Origin of the sequence: Cupriavidus pauculus, from assembly GCF_008801835.1 — a bacterium.
In the GTDB taxonomy this organism is placed as follows: Bacteria; Pseudomonadota; Gammaproteobacteria; order Burkholderiales; family Burkholderiaceae; genus Cupriavidus; species Cupriavidus pauculus.
In genome coordinates, this window is the sequence record NZ_VZOW01000047.1 from 1 (window position 1) to 13,435 (window position 13,435).

The following is a 13,435-nucleotide window of genomic DNA, read 5'->3' on the forward strand; positions in this document are numbered from 1 at the left end:
CCCCGAGGGCCTCTCCCCTGTCGTGCTGGGCCATGAAGGCGCCGCCTGCGCCCGGCAGCGCGGTGGAGGCGCGCACGTCCGCGGCGCGGGCGGGCGGAGGCGGCATGGCGTCGGATCGCGCACGGGCGGCACTGGCAGCGCGCCTGCGCGCTGGCGGCATTCGCGACGAGCGTGTGCTGAGCGCGATCGCGACCGTGCCTCGCCATCTCTTCATGGAACCTGGTCTCGCCTCGCAGGCTTACGAGGATGCGGCGCTGCCGATCGGCCACCAGCAGACAATCTCGAAGCCTTCCGTGGTGGCGCGCATGATTGAGCTGCTGCGCGAAGGGCTGCCGGCAGAGCAGCCACTGTCCCGCGTGCTGGAAATCGGCACGGGTTGTGGCTATCAGGCTGCAGTGTTGAGCCTGGTGGCGCAGGAAGTGTTCTCCATTGAGCGGATCCGTCCGCTGCACGAACAGGCCAAGGCCAACCTGCGTCCGCTGCGCGTGCCGAACATTCGCCTGCACTACGGCGACGGCATGCTGGGGTTGCCGCAGGCGGCGCCGTTCTCATCGATCATCCTCGCGGCCGCGGGGATGGAAGTGCCGCAGGCACTGCTGGAGCAACTGGCCATCGGTGGGCGTCTGATCGCACCCGTGGTGGCCACCGGCGGCGGCGCCCAAGGCCAGACGGTCACCCAGCAACTTTTGCTGATCGAGCGCCTCAATCGGCATCGGTTTCACCGAACCGCGCTTGAAGCTGTTTTCTTTGTGCCTTTAAAATCGGGCACCATCTGAGTCGAACTATGCACAACATCGTGAATCCGAAGAATCTCGCACGAATCGGACAGCACCTCAGCGTCGTTGCCTGCGCGGCCGTGCTGGCGGCCTGCGCCAATTCGCCCATGCCCGCCCCCGTGGTGGACCGCACAACCGGTGGCGCGCCGGGCCAGGCCAGCGCTGCGCCGGTGGAACCCGCGCCGCCCGGATACTATCGGGTCAAGCGTGGCGATACCCTTTACCGTATCGCTCTGGAAAACGGCCAGTCCTATCGCGATGTGGCCGCGTGGAACAACATGGCCAATGCCAACCAGATCGAGGTCGGCCAGTTGCTGCGCGTGGTGCCGCCGAGCGCGGACGTCAACGCCGCGCCGGGCGTGGCCACCGTGCCGGTCGCACCGGGTACCGTGCAGGCGCAGCCGATCGACGCCTCGCGTCCCGTTGGCACGCCGATGAGCGCATCGTCGAGCGCCCCTGTCGCGTCTTCCGCACCTGCAGCGCTGCCGCCCGCGGCAACCGCATCGGCCGGTGCTTCGGCGCCTGCTGGCGACGTGCGTCTGGCCTGGCCGGCTACCGGTCAATTGATCGGGAAATTTGACGACAAGGGCAACAAGGGCATCGATATCGGGGGCAAAAAAGGCGATCCTGTAACCGCTGCCGATGACGGTCGCGTGATTCATGTTGGCCCCTTGCGCGGCTACGGGAATCTTGTCATCATCAAGCACAACGACACGTATCTCACCGCCTACGGTCATAACGACAAGGTGCTGGTGGCAGAGCAGTCAACGGTCCGCAAGGGCCAGAAGATTGCCGAAATGGGTAACAGTGATACTGACAGGGTCAAGCTGCACTTCGAGGTTCGCAAGAACGGAAAACCGGTCGATCCGATGCGGTATCTGCCGCCACAGTGAGGTTTCATGCCACGCCAGAAAACTGTCTCATCCGGAGTTGTCAGCAGGACCCGTCGTCCCAAGCAGCCGGAAGGAAAGGCTGGAGTGGCGAGACAACCTGACGACGAGATCGATGCCGAAGTGCTCGGCGCCGATCCGGCCTCCGACATGGTGCCCGTCACCGATGAGCCTATCGCCCCCATGTCGCGAGCGAGCCGCCGCGCCGAGGCAAACGGCGCGGACGAATCCGATCACGATGACGAAGGCGACGACGAATCGGAAGACGAAGAGGAAGAGGCCAGCAGCGAAGCCGCGCCCGAGCCTGACGACTTCCGCACCGTGCTGCACACGGAGCTGGCCGCCGATACCGTCCAGCACTATCTGAATCGCATCAGCATCAAGCCGCTGCTCTCGGCGCCCGAGGAATTGCACTTTTCCACGCTGGCCAAGGGCGGTGATTTTTCCGCGCGGCAAGTGATGATCGAGCGCAATCTGCGTCTGGTCGTCAGCATCGCGAAGGGTTATCTCAATCGCGGGGTGCCGCTGCTCGATCTGATCGAGGAAGGCAACCTGGGGTTGATGCACGCGATCGAGAAATTCGATCCGTCGCGCGGCTTCCGTTTCTCGACGTATGCCACGTGGTGGATCCGCCAGAGCATCGAGCGCGCGATCATGAACCAGGCGCGCACCGTACGCCTGCCGGTGCACGTGATTCGCGAACTCAACCAGGTCCTGCGCGCCAAGCGCCATCTTGAAAAAGGTGGCACCGACGGCCGCGACGCCAGCCTCGAGGACATCGCCCACCTGCTCGGCAAGACGCCGGACGAGGTGCAGGACGTGCTGGCACTCAATGAACACACCACCTCGCTAGATACGCCGTTCGATCTCGATCCCGGTTCCAGCCTGCTCGATTTTCTGTCCGACGAGCATAACGCCGCGCCCGATCAGGAAGTGGCTCACCGCGAGTTGGAGAACCTGATGAAACTCTGGCTGGCGCGCCTGTCGGAGAAACATCGCTATGTGGTGGAGCGCCGTTTCGGCCTCAACCATATCGAGCCGGCCACGCTTGAAGAGCTGGCCGAGGAGATGGGTCTCACGCGCGAACGCGTGCGTCAGATCCAGCAGGAGGCGCTGGTCAAGCTCAAGCGGCATTTCGCTTCGCAAGGTGTACGCAAGGACGCAGTTTTATGACCCCTGTGCTGGTATTCGACATCGAGACGATTCCCGATGTCGACGGCCTGCGCCGTTTGCATGACCATCCTGCATCGATGAGCGACGCGGAAGTCGCCGAACATGCATTTGCTGCCCGCCGGGAAAAGACCGGCTCCGATTTCCTGCCGCATTACCTGCAGCGCGTGGCCGCCATCTCGTGCGTGCTGCGCCGGACCCAGCGCGATGGCTCCGCTGTTTTCCACGTCGGATCGCTGGGCACGCTCGAGGATGGCGAAGCCACATTGATCCAGAAGTTCTACGAACTGATTGCGCGTTACAGTCCGCAACTGGTGTCGTGGAACGGCGGCGGTTTCGACCTTCCAGTGCTGCACTATCGAGGCCTGATCCATGGCGTGGCGGCCCCGCGCTACTGGGAAATGGGCGAAGGTCGCGACGACGACAGCCGCGACTTCAAGTGGAACAACTACATCAGCCGCTACCACATGCGGCATCTGGACCTGATGGACCTGCTGGCGATGTATCAGCCCAGAGCCAGCGCGCCGCTCGATGATCTGGCCAAGCTATGCGGTTTTCCGGGCAAGATGGGCATGGACGGCAGCAAGGTCTGGCAGGCTTTCCAGGAAAACAAGCTCAGCGAAATCCGCGACTATTGCGAAACCGACGTCGTCAATACATACCTGGTGTATTGCCGATTTCAGTTGATGCGCGGCGGCCTCACGCCGCGCGAGTTCGACATGGAAGTGTCACTCGTGCAGGAAACGCTGGCCGAGCTGCCGGGCGCGCAATGGATGGACTATCTGCGCGCGTTCCGCCTGCAGCCGATGAGCCCTGAATTGGAAGACGACGCGTGAGCAGTCGGTGCGTTCTTACGGCCGCAGTTTCAGCAGCAGTGGCTGGTGATCGGACGCGCGGCTCTGTCCATCGACTTCGCAGCTGTCCAAGCGCGGCAGCAGGTCGTCAGTAACGAACACGAAATCGCAGGCGAACGCTGGTTCCGGCCACTGTTCCTTGTCGTACAGGCCGCAGGTTGGTGCATGGGGCTGGCCGGGGTGCGCATGACACCAGGCATCGCGCCAGTTCAGTGTGGTGTCGGTGTATGGCTCCAGCACTCTTCGATAAGCGATGTCATCGGGCCTGCTGTTGAAATCCCCGCAAAGAATCGCCGAGGCAGGGCGTGGCTCGGGCGTGAAGGGGCCGGGTCTCTTTTCGGATTTGCCCGGACGTTGCGCGTGGGCGCAGGCTTCGGCGTGCCACTGGCGCAGCGCATCGGCCTGCGCGGCGCGCTGGGTCTTCGAGTAGTACTCGAGATGCGTGCAGATGACGCGCAGCGGCTTGGCGTTTTCCATCAGCGTGACTTCGAGCGCGACACGCGGCATCGACGCCACGTCCGGATCGGCAGGCCACGGCAGCGCATGTCGAAAAATCTCGAGCACCGGCAGCCGTGTGGCGATGACGTTGCCGAATTGACGCTGCGTGCCGTCGCCGTGCACGCGGTCCACGCCCGGCGCGAACATCACGCGATAGCCAGGCAGCAAGGCGCGTAGTTCGGCGATCTGGTCGTGTTGCGGCTGTCCAGCCATATCCGTAAATCCGCGCGTCACCTCCTGCAGGCACAGCACATCTGCGTCCGCCATGTCGCGCATGGTCTGGACGATGCGCGCCAGATCGACCCGCCCATCGACGCCGCGACCCCACTGGATGTTCCACGAAATCAGTTCCATGGTGATCTGCTCCGTTGCGCCACGCATGTCTGTCGTGACGGCTTCCTGACTGGACTACAATCGCGCTTTCGCAAAACAATACGTCAGGTCCCACTGGTGTCTCAAGCCGTGTCTTCCCCGTCTACCCAATCGGCCCAGCCAGGTGCCGCAGCCAGCGCATCGCATCCGCCCGCCGATCCCATTGTCACGATCCATAGCCTCGACATGGAGGCGCGGGGCGTCGGCCGTCTGGAGAACGACGACGGCACCCCCGGCAAGGTGATTTTCGTTGAAGGCGCGCTGCCGGGCGAAACCGTCAGCTACAAGAGCTTTCGCCGCAAGCCGAGCTACGAACAAGCGCATCTGGTCGAGGTCAAGCAGCCGTCGGTGATGCGCGTGAAGCCGGGTTGCCAGCACTTTGGCGTTTGCGGCGGATGCTCGATGCAGCATCTCGATTCGCGCGCGCAATTGGCGATCAAGCAGCGCGTGCTCGAAGACAACCTCTGGCACCTCTCCAAGGTGAAGCCCGATGTAGTGTTCCGGCCGATCGCCGGTCCCGACTGGGGCTATCGCTACCGCGCTCGCCTGACGGTGCGCTACGTGGCCAAGAAGGGCGGCGTCCTGGTGGGATTCCACGAGCGCAAGAGCAGCTACGTGGCCGATATGACGCGCTGCGAGATCTTGCCGCCGCATGTATCGGCGATGCTTGTGCCATTGCGCGAGCTAGTTTCGGGATTGTCGATCCGCGAGCGCATGCCGCAGATCGAGCTGGCGATGGGCGCCGAGGTAACGGCCCTGGTGCTTCGCATCCTCGAACCGCTCAACGACGCGGACAAAGACCTGCTGCGCGCGTTCGCCGACCAGCACCGGGTCCAGTTCTGGCTGCAGCCGAAGGGGCCGGACACCGTTTATCCGTTTTATCCCGCAGAGCAGGAACTGGCCTATACGCTGCCGGAATTCGGCATCCGCATGCCGTTCAAGCCGACGGATTTCACGCAGGTCAACCATCAGATCAATCGTGTGCTGATCGGACGCGCACTGCGGCTTCTCGATGCGCAGCCGACCGATCGACTGCTCGACCTGTTTTGCGGGATTGGCAATTTCACGCTGCCGTTGGCCACGCAGGGTGCGTCGGTGACCGGTATCGAAGGCAGCGAAGCGCTGACCACGCGCGCGCTGGCGAATGCGCAGTACAACGGGCTGGCCGACAAGACCACGTTTGCGTGCCGCAACCTGTTCGAGGTGAGCGCGGAAGACATCGCCGCGCTGGGCCGCTTCGATCGCTGGCTCGTGGACCCACCGCGCGAAGGGGCGCTGGCCGTCTGCAAGGCCTTGGGCGAGCTGAATCAGGCCGGCAGCGACGTGTTGCCCAAGCGCATCGTCTATGTGTCGTGTAGCCCCGCCACGCTCGCGCGCGACGCCGGACTGCTGGTGCATGAGGCCGGCTACCGTCTGGCGGGCGCCGGGGTGGTCAACATGTTCCCGCACACCTCGCACGTGGAATCCATCGCGGTATTCGAGCGCGACTAAACGGCGAGGCCGCGTCCGGCACAACAAAAAACCGCCCTCGGGCGGTTTTTTGTTGACTGTAATGTCACGTCAATCGCGACTGCCGCCGAAGATCCCCAGCAGCGAAAGCAGATTCACAAACACGTTGTAGACATCGAGATAAATCGCGAGCGTCGCCGTGATGTAGTTGGTCTCGCCTCCATTCACCACGCGCTGCACGTCGATCAGGATGAACGCCGAGAAGATGCCGATGGCGATGACCGACACGGTGATCATCAGAGCCGGCAGTTGCAGCCAGATGTTGGCCAGGCTTGCCAGAATCAGCAGGATCACGCCGACGAACAGGAACTTGGCGATTCCCGAGAAATCGCGCTTGCTGACCGTGGCGATGGTTGCCATCGCGCCGAACACCGCGGCGGTGCCGCCGAACGCATACATGATCAGCGCCGGGCCGTTGGAGTACGACAGCGTAATGCTCAGGATGCGTGCCAGCATCAGTCCCATGAAGAACGTGAAGCCCAGCAGCAGGACCACGCCCATGCTGCTGTTCTTGGTCTTCTCGATCGCGAACATGAAGCCGAAGGCGACGGCCAGGAAGAGCAGGGCCGACATCATCGGGCTGCCAGAGATCAGCGCCGTGAAGCCGGTTACGACGCCGATCCAGGCGCCGAGGACCGTCGGCACCATCGACAGCGCCAGCAGCCAATAGGTATTGCGGAGGACCCGGTTGCGGACGGCCACATCGGTGACTCCCGCTGCACTATTGCCGAATCCATAGGTATTCAGCTTGTTGTTCATCATGACTCCTGTCATCAGATATACGGTGAGGCGCCGGGACGACCCGACGGCACAGCGCCAATGTGGCATCGCGCCCGCGGATTTGCAAGGGGCCTTGTCTTGACAATTACCCCTGTGAATAGTTGTTTTCCGAAAACGCCAACATTTGGACGCGCGTGCAGGCGGGGTGTTCCCACATTTCACGATTGTAATGTGATTTATGAATATCAAATTCGCGGTGCGCCGATGTCCGAGAGTGCGCCATGTCCACCATCGCCGGCCATATTCGAATCCGCCATGCGGTCGTGCTAGAATTGCACGTTTAATCCATTTGTAACCCCTTCATTTTTCGGAGTTTTTCATGGCGATCGAACGCACCCTGTCGATTATCAAGCCGGATGCCGTGGCCAAGAACGTTATCGGCCAGATCTACGCCCGTTTCGAGGCCGCCGGCCTCAAGATCGTTGCTGCCAAGATGGTTCACCTGTCGCGCGGTGAAGCCGAGCAGTTCTACGCGGTCCATAAGGAGCGCCCGTTCTTCAAGGACCTGGTTGACTTCATGGTTTCGGGCCCGGTCATGATCCAGGCCCTGGAAGGCGAAAACGCAATCGCCAAGAACCGCGACCTGATGGGCGCCACCGACCCGAAGAAGGCTGAAAAGGGCACGATCCGCGCCGATTTCGCCGACAGCATCGATGCCAACGCAGTGCACGGTTCGGATGCACCTGAAACCGCCGCGGTTGAAGTGTCGTTCTTCTTCCCGGGCATGAACGTTTACAGCCGTTGATTGTCTTTAGACATCACGACTGAACCTGTTGTCAAAGCTGGAAACTGCCGTCATGAATGATCTCGTCAACCTGCTCGACCTCGACGCGGACGCGCTCACCGCTTATTGCGGCGAGCTCGGCGAGAAGCCTTTCCGTGCGCGGCAGTTGCAACGCTGGATCCACCAGTTCGGCGCCAGCCGCTTCGACGCCATGTCGGATCTCGCCAAGTCGCTGCGCGAAAAGCTTGCGACGCGCGCCGAGATCCGTGCGCCTGCCGTCATCACCGACAACCTGTCGGCCGATGGCACGCGCAAATGGCTGATCGACGTTGGCGCCGGAAATGCCGTGGAAACGGTGTACATCCCCGAGGAAACGCGCGGCACGCTGTGCGTTTCGTCCCAGGCGGGATGCGCCGTCAATTGCCGATTCTGCTCGACTGGCAAGCAGGGCTTCTCCCGCAACCTGTCGACCGGCGAAATCATCGGTCAGCTCTGGATGGCCGAATTCGCGATGCGCACCCAGCTGGGCCGTGGCCCGAAGGACGACCGCGTCATCTCCAATGTGGTGATGATGGGCATGGGCGAGCCGCTGCTCAATTACGATGCAGTCGTGCCGGCCATGCGGCTGATGCTCGACGACAACGCCTACGGCTTGTCGCGCCGTCGCGTCACGCTTTCCACGTCGGGCGTGGTGCCGATGATGGACCGCCTGTCGAAGGACCTGCCGGTGGCGCTGGCCGTATCGCTGCACGCGTCGAACGATGCATTGCGCGACGTGCTGGTTCCGCTCAATCGCAAATATCCGCTGGCCGAATTGATGGCGGCATGCCGTCGCTATCTGGAATTCGCGCCGCGCGATTTCGTTACATTCGAATATTGCATGCTCGACGGCGTCAACGACACCGTCGAGCATGCGCGGGAACTGTTGAAGTTGGTGGCCGATGTGCCATGCAAGTTCAACCTGATCCCATTCAATCCGTTCCCGGAATCCGGTCTGAAGCGCTCGAATAACGAGCAGATCCGCCGCTTCGCCCAGGTGCTGTTGGATGCGGGCATCGTCACCACGATCCGCAAGACCCGCGGCGACGATATCGACGCCGCCTGCGGGCAACTGGCTGGCGAGGTCATGGATCGAACCCGGCTTGCCGAGCGCGGCAAGTTCGGCAAGATCACGCCGCTGGTTCCGGTCGCGGCTAGTCCCGCTCGAAAAGAGGCCCGTCCTGCATGACTCGTCTGATAGTCGCTGCCCTCACAGGGCTGTTGATGCTGTCCGCCTGTACGTTGCCCAGCGCACCGACGCAGGACATCAAGACTGCCTCCGATCAGACCAGCGCAAATAAACGCGCCGCCATCCGTTTGCGTCTTGCTACGCAGTACCTCGAGGCGCGTCAGTATCCGGTGGCGCTTGACGAGGTCAAGCAGGCCATCAGCATCGATCCCACCAACGTGGATGCCTATCACGTCCGCGCCCTGATCTACATGGGCATGAACGAGAGCGCGCTGGCCGAGGACAGCTTCCGCACGGCGCTGAACATGCGTGCGAACGATCCCGATGTGCTCAACAACTACGGCTGGTTTCTGTGTCAGACCAACCGCTACGCGGACGGCAAGGCGACATTGCAGCGCGCCGTGCAAGCGCCGTCGGTCAATGGGCCGGTGAAGCCGCTGACAAATCTTGGCGCCTGCGAGATGCGCAACGGCGATCTGGCGGGCGCGGAAAAGAGCCTGCAGGCGGCCTACGGTTACGACCGCAACGATCCCACGGTGATCATGGGGCTCGCACAACTGAACTATCAACGCGGGGACATGGCGCAGGCCAAACAATATGTCGGTCGCGTCAACGGCAGCCGTTTTGTCAACGCGCAATCCCTCTGGCTGGGCGCGCGCATTGCTCATCGGCAGGGCGACGCCCAGACGCAGAGCGCGATGATCGCGGAACTGCGCAATCGGTTTCCCGATTCTCGTGAGCTGACAGCATACGAAAGAGGAGCTTGGGATGAGTGATCAAGAGCGCGCCGAAAGCCAGGCTACAACGACGACATTCGTCGGCGGCGGCGCGGCACGAGACTCCGACCGCGAGGCCGTGGCCCGCGAAATCGGGGCACAGCTGAAGGATGGTCGGGAAGCGCAACGCCTGTCGCTCGAGGATGTCAGCGCACGGCTGAAGGTGTCGCCGAGCAAGCTTGTGGCGATCGAGGCCGGCGATGTGTCGAGCCTGGCCGATGTGACGTTTGCCAAAGGCGTGATGCGCGCCTATGCACGTACGCTGCAAATCGATATCGACAATCTGCTGGGGCGTTATCACGCGCAGGCGCAGGCCATGCCCGTGACCGGCATCACGCGACGGCACGAGGGCGCGATCAACCAGGCGTTCGACGATCGCAAGCGGTTCGGTTCCAAGGGCGGCGGGGCGGGTGGCCGTTGGCTCTGGCTGGTGTGCGTCGTGGCGTTGGTGGGGGCTGGCGCATATTTTGGCTTCGATCGCGCGAAGGCGTGGTTTGACGAGGCGCGCAACAGTGCCGCGGCGCCTGCTGCCGTCGTAGCGGCGGGGCCGGCCGAGGACCCCGCTACGCGGCAGAGCAATGGCGACGGCACGATCACCGCCGCATTGCCGCCGGTGATGGCCGGTAACGATTCGCCGGCACCTTCGGAAGCCGTTCCGGCCTCGGCCGCGCCCGCGCCAGCGGAAATGCCGCTGGCCACGGGCGGAGCGCTGGCGCCGGCCCAATCCCCGGCACCGGCTCAATCTCCGGCGCCCGCCGTATCAAAAAATTCTTCCGGTGCTACGCCTCCGTCGGGCGACAGCGCTGTTCAAATCCGTTTTGCCGCCGACAGTTGGTACGAAGTGCGTGACCGTACCGGCAAGGTCATTCTTGGCGGAACGGCGAAGGCTGGCGACACCGTATCGTCCAGCGGCGCGGGGGGGCCGTACAAGGTCGTCCTCGGTAACGTGAAAGGCGTGGAATCCGTGGCGCACAATGGCGCGCCCGTCGACTTCCAGTCCGCCAACCGGAATAACGTGGCGCGCCTGACCCTGCAGTAGCGTGGGCCGTGGCAGCGCAGTCAACCATGCTTGATGAAGGTGGTAATGCAATGAATCAGAACGTTTCCCAGCCGGTCATTCCGGGTCCGCTGCCGCGTCGCGTATCGCGCAAGGCCAGCGTCGTTTGGGGCGATAACGTCGTGACGATCGGTGGCGGTGCGCCGGTGCGCGTGCAGTCGATGACGAACACCGATACGGTCGACGCGATCGGCACGGCCATCCAGATCAAGGAACTGGCGCGTGCCGGGTCCGAGATCGTCCGCATCACCGTGAACACGCCGGAGGCCGCGGCGGCCGTTCCCGCGATTCGCGAGCAACTCGACCGCATGGGCGTGAATGTTCCGCTGGTGGGCGATTTCCACTACAACGGCCATACGCTGCTGCACGATTTTCCCGAGTGCGCGCAGGCCTTGTCGAAGTACCGCATCAACCCCGGCAACGTCGGCAAGGGCGCCAAGCGCGACAAACAGTTTGCCGAGATGATCGAGATGGCTTGCCGCTATGACAAGGCCGTCCGCATCGGCGTGAACTGGGGCAGCCTGGATCAGGAATTGCTCGCCCGCATCATGGACGAAAACGCCAATCGCGCGACGCCATGGCCGGCGCAAAACGTGATGATCGAGGCGCTGATCACCTCGGCGATCGAATCCGCGCAGAAGGCCGAGGAAATCGGCCTGCCTGGCAACCAGATCATTCTGTCGTGCAAGGTTTCGCAAGTGCAGGACCTGATCGCGGTATATCGCGAACTGTCACGCCGTTGCGAATACGCGCTGCACCTGGGCCTGACAGAGGCCGGGATGGGCAGCAAGGGCATCGTTGCATCGACTGCCGCGTTGTCGGTGCTGATGCAGGAAGGCATCGGCGACACCATCCGTATTTCGCTGACACCCGAACCGGGCGCGCCGCGCGAGAAGGAAGTCTACGTCGGCCAGGAAATCCTGCAGACGATGGGGCTGCGCAATTTCACCCCAATGGTCATCGCATGTCCCGGCTGCGGCCGGACTACCAGTACGACCTTCCAGGAACTGGCCGCGAGCATCCAGTCGTACCTGCGCGAGCAGATGCCGGTCTGGAAGAATGCCTATCCAGGCGTCGAGGAAATGGATGTGGCCGTGATGGGCTGCATCGTCAACGGTCCGGGCGAAAGCAAGCACGCGAATATCGGTATTTCCCTGCCCGGATCGGGCGAATCGCCGGCGGCGCCGGTATTCGTCGACGGGGTCAAGGTCAAGACGCTGCGCGGCGACAATATTGCCCAGGAATTCCAGGCGATCGTGGACGAGTATGTCCGCTCGCACTATGGCCCGGGCGCGAAACAGGCAACACAGCAAGCAGTGGCCTGAGCGCATGCGCTTGGGAGGCACTGGAATCAACGACGAAAACATGAGCGAAGACAAGACGAAGGCCGCAAAGGCACTGCAGGGCGTGAAGGGCATGAACGACATGCTGCCCGCCGACGCCCCGTTGTGGGAAATGTTCGAGAACGCCGCGCGCAGCATGCTGCGCGCCTATGGTTATCAACAAATCCGCACGCCGATCGTCGAGCATACCCAGCTGTTTGTCCGTGGCATTGGCGAGGTGACGGACATCGTCGAGAAGGAAATGTATTCCTTCACCGATTCGCTGAACGGCGAGAATCTGACGCTGCGCCCGGAAGGGACGGCGGCCGCGGTGCGTTCGATCATCGAGCACAACCTGCTGTACGACGGCCCGAAGCGGCTGTGGTACACGGGGCCGATGTTCCGGCATGAAAAGCCGCAGCGCGGCCGCTATCGTCAGTTTCACCAACTCGGTGCGGAAGCGCTTGGCTTTGCGGGCCCGGATGTCGATGCCGAAATCATCCTGATGTGTCAACGCCTGTGGGACGACCTGGGCCTGACCAACGTCCGCCTGGAGTTGAATTCGCTGGGGCAGGCGCACGAACGCGCGGCGCACCGCGAGGAACTGATCAAGTATCTCGAGGGCTTCCAGGACATTCTCGATGAAGACGGCAAGCGACGTCTGTACACCAATCCGCTGCGGGTGCTGGACACCAAGAATCCGGCGCTGCAGGAGATGGCGGCCAACGCCCCCAAGCTGATCGATTTCCTCGGTGAGGAGTCGCTCGCGCATTTCGACGGCGTGCAGCGCATCCTCAAGGCCAACAACATCCCGTTCAAGATCAACCCGCGTCTCGTGCGCGGCCTCGATTACTACAACCTGACGGTGTTCGAGTGGATCACCGACAAGCTTGGCGCGCAGGGCACGATCGCTGGCGGCGGCCGCTACGATCCGCTGATCCAGCAGATGGGCGGCAAGCCGACGCCAGCCTGTGGCTGGGCAATGGGTATCGAGCGGATCATCGAACTGATCCGCGAGGAGAAGTTGACGCCGGAAGCGCCGGGGTGCGACATCTATATGGTCCACCAAGGCGAGGCGGCTAGCCTGCAGGCGATGATCGCGGCGGAACGTCTGCGCGACGCGGGTCTGGACGTGGTGCTTCACGCCACGCCCGACGGCAAGAGCGGCAGTTTCAAGTCGCAGATGAAACGCGCGGACGCAAGCGGCGCTTCCTTTGCCGTTATCATTGGCGAGGACGAAATCGCGGCGGGCACGGTGCAGGTCAAGCAACTGCGCAGCGGCAATGCCGCTGAAGGCGGTCCGCAGACAAGTGTGCCGGCGGAAAACGTGGTCGACTTCATCATCGATGCAATGGTCGACCAGATCGAGTCTGACGACGAGGACGACGAGCAATAACGCTTTCGTCGATATCAAGTTCCACGGCCGCTGCCGTCACCGGAAGCGGCCGTGTCAATTTCAACCAATGCGGGTAGCTGCCT

The 13,435-nt window shown here is 62.8% G+C and carries 13 protein-coding genes; 11 read left to right on the forward strand and 2 right to left on the reverse strand.

All coding sequences use genetic code 11. The features are described from left to right. The 4 genes from F7R19_RS27250 to F7R19_RS27265 form a co-directional block, all read left to right on the forward strand. Positions 1-776: protein-L-isoaspartate(D-aspartate) O-methyltransferase (locus F7R19_RS27250; protein ID WP_150982681.1), on the forward strand; the 776-nt coding region annotated here is incomplete at its 5' end. An 8-nt stretch (positions 777-784) separates the two neighbouring features. Then, on the forward strand, positions 785-1,669 hold the full coding sequence (locus F7R19_RS27255; protein WP_061959153.1) for a peptidoglycan DD-metalloendopeptidase family protein: 885 nt from the start codon (positions 785-787) through the stop codon (positions 1,667-1,669). Between the two features lie 6 nt (positions 1,670-1,675). After that, positions 1,676-2,839 (forward strand): RNA polymerase sigma factor RpoS, encoded by a 1,164-nt coding sequence (gene rpoS / locus F7R19_RS27260; RefSeq protein WP_150982683.1) that lies wholly within the window; start codon positions 1,676-1,678, stop codon positions 2,837-2,839. Then, entirely contained in the window at positions 2,836-3,672 is an 837-nt protein-coding gene (locus F7R19_RS27265) for a 3'-5' exonuclease (protein ID WP_150982685.1), read from the forward strand. The genes rpoS and F7R19_RS27265 overlap by 4 nt, the downstream gene beginning before the upstream one ends. Before the next feature lie 15 nt (positions 3,673-3,687). On the opposite strand, the gene F7R19_RS27270 is transcribed toward F7R19_RS27265, so the two are convergent. Continuing rightward, positions 3,688-4,542 carry an endonuclease/exonuclease/phosphatase family protein gene (locus tag F7R19_RS27270; RefSeq protein WP_150982687.1) on the reverse strand — a complete coding sequence of 285 codons (855 nt, stop codon included), beginning with the start codon at positions 4,540-4,542 and terminating at the stop codon, positions 3,688-3,690. Between the two features lie 180 nt (positions 4,543-4,722). Between F7R19_RS27270 and rlmD the strand changes: the two genes are divergently transcribed. Then, complete coding sequence (rlmD, locus tag F7R19_RS27275; protein ID WP_150982711.1) at positions 4,723-6,051, forward strand: 23S rRNA (uracil(1939)-C(5))-methyltransferase RlmD; 1,329 nt, start codon at positions 4,723-4,725, stop codon at positions 6,049-6,051. A 69-nt stretch (positions 6,052-6,120) separates the two neighbouring features. Here rlmD and F7R19_RS27280 read toward each other — a convergent pair whose 3' ends face one another. Continuing rightward, on the reverse strand, positions 6,121-6,828 hold the full coding sequence (locus F7R19_RS27280; protein ID WP_061959157.1) for a Bax inhibitor-1/YccA family protein: 708 nt from the start codon (positions 6,826-6,828) through the stop codon (positions 6,121-6,123). A 340-nt stretch (positions 6,829-7,168) separates the two neighbouring features. On the opposite strand from F7R19_RS27280, the gene ndk reads away from it, so the two are divergent. From ndk to hisS, 6 genes are read left to right on the forward strand one after another with little or no spacing between them, the layout of a single operon-like run. Beyond that, positions 7,169-7,594 (forward strand): nucleoside-diphosphate kinase, encoded by a 426-nt coding sequence (ndk, locus tag F7R19_RS27285; protein ID WP_061959150.1) that lies wholly within the window; start codon positions 7,169-7,171, stop codon positions 7,592-7,594. 52 nt (positions 7,595-7,646) lie between these two features. Continuing rightward, positions 7,647-8,801: a 23S rRNA (adenine(2503)-C(2))-methyltransferase RlmN gene (rlmN, locus tag F7R19_RS27290; RefSeq protein WP_061959156.1), complete on the forward strand. Its 1,155-nt coding sequence runs from the start codon at positions 7,647-7,649 to the stop codon at positions 8,799-8,801. Beyond that, the gene (pilW, locus tag F7R19_RS27295) at positions 8,798-9,577 is read left to right on the forward strand and encodes a type IV pilus biogenesis/stability protein PilW (RefSeq protein ID WP_150982689.1); all 780 of its coding nucleotides are present in this window, start codon (positions 8,798-8,800) and stop codon (positions 9,575-9,577) included. Before rlmN ends, pilW begins: the two co-directional genes overlap by 4 nt. Beyond that, positions 9,570-10,616 (forward strand): RodZ domain-containing protein, encoded by a 1,047-nt coding sequence (locus F7R19_RS27300; protein WP_150982690.1) that lies wholly within the window; start codon positions 9,570-9,572, stop codon positions 10,614-10,616. The genes pilW and F7R19_RS27300 overlap by 8 nt, the downstream gene beginning before the upstream one ends. Positions 10,617-10,666: 50 nt before the next feature. Then, entirely contained in the window at positions 10,667-11,959 is a 1,293-nt protein-coding gene (gene ispG, locus F7R19_RS27305; RefSeq protein WP_061959147.1) for a flavodoxin-dependent (E)-4-hydroxy-3-methylbut-2-enyl-diphosphate synthase, read from the forward strand. 40 nt (positions 11,960-11,999) lie between these two features. Then, complete coding sequence (hisS, locus tag F7R19_RS27310; protein WP_150982692.1) at positions 12,000-13,352, forward strand: histidine--tRNA ligase; 1,353 nt, start codon at positions 12,000-12,002, stop codon at positions 13,350-13,352. Positions 13,353-13,435 lie beyond the last annotated feature (83 nt).

What these genes read in the sequence shown, in the direction of transcription:
- pilW (WP_150982689.1), top strand. Translation starts at nt 8,798, where the DNA reads ATGACTCGTCTGATAGTCGCTGCCCTCACAGGGCTGTTGATGCTGTCC.
- hisS (WP_150982692.1), top strand. Translation starts at nt 12,000, where the DNA reads ATGAGCGAAGACAAGACGAAGGCCGCAAAGGCACTGCAGGGCGTGAAG.
- rpoS (WP_150982683.1), top strand. Translation starts at nt 1,676, where the DNA reads ATGCCACGCCAGAAAACTGTCTCATCCGGAGTTGTCAGCAGGACCCGT.
- ndk (WP_061959150.1), top strand. Translation starts at nt 7,169, where the DNA reads ATGGCGATCGAACGCACCCTGTCGATTATCAAGCCGGATGCCGTGGCC.
- F7R19_RS27265 (WP_150982685.1), top strand. Translation starts at nt 2,836, where the DNA reads ATGACCCCTGTGCTGGTATTCGACATCGAGACGATTCCCGATGTCGAC.
- F7R19_RS27270 (WP_150982687.1), bottom strand. Translation starts at nt 4,542, where the DNA reads ATGGAACTGATTTCGTGGAACATCCAGTGGGGTCGCGGCGTCGATGGG.
- F7R19_RS27255 (WP_061959153.1), top strand. Translation starts at nt 785, where the DNA reads ATGCACAACATCGTGAATCCGAAGAATCTCGCACGAATCGGACAGCAC.
- F7R19_RS27280 (WP_061959157.1), bottom strand. Translation starts at nt 6,828, where the DNA reads ATGAACAACAAGCTGAATACCTATGGATTCGGCAATAGTGCAGCGGGA.
- rlmN (WP_061959156.1), top strand. Translation starts at nt 7,647, where the DNA reads ATGAATGATCTCGTCAACCTGCTCGACCTCGACGCGGACGCGCTCACC.
- F7R19_RS27300 (WP_150982690.1), top strand. Translation starts at nt 9,570, where the DNA reads ATGAGTGATCAAGAGCGCGCCGAAAGCCAGGCTACAACGACGACATTC.
- ispG (WP_061959147.1), top strand. Translation starts at nt 10,667, where the DNA reads ATGAATCAGAACGTTTCCCAGCCGGTCATTCCGGGTCCGCTGCCGCGT.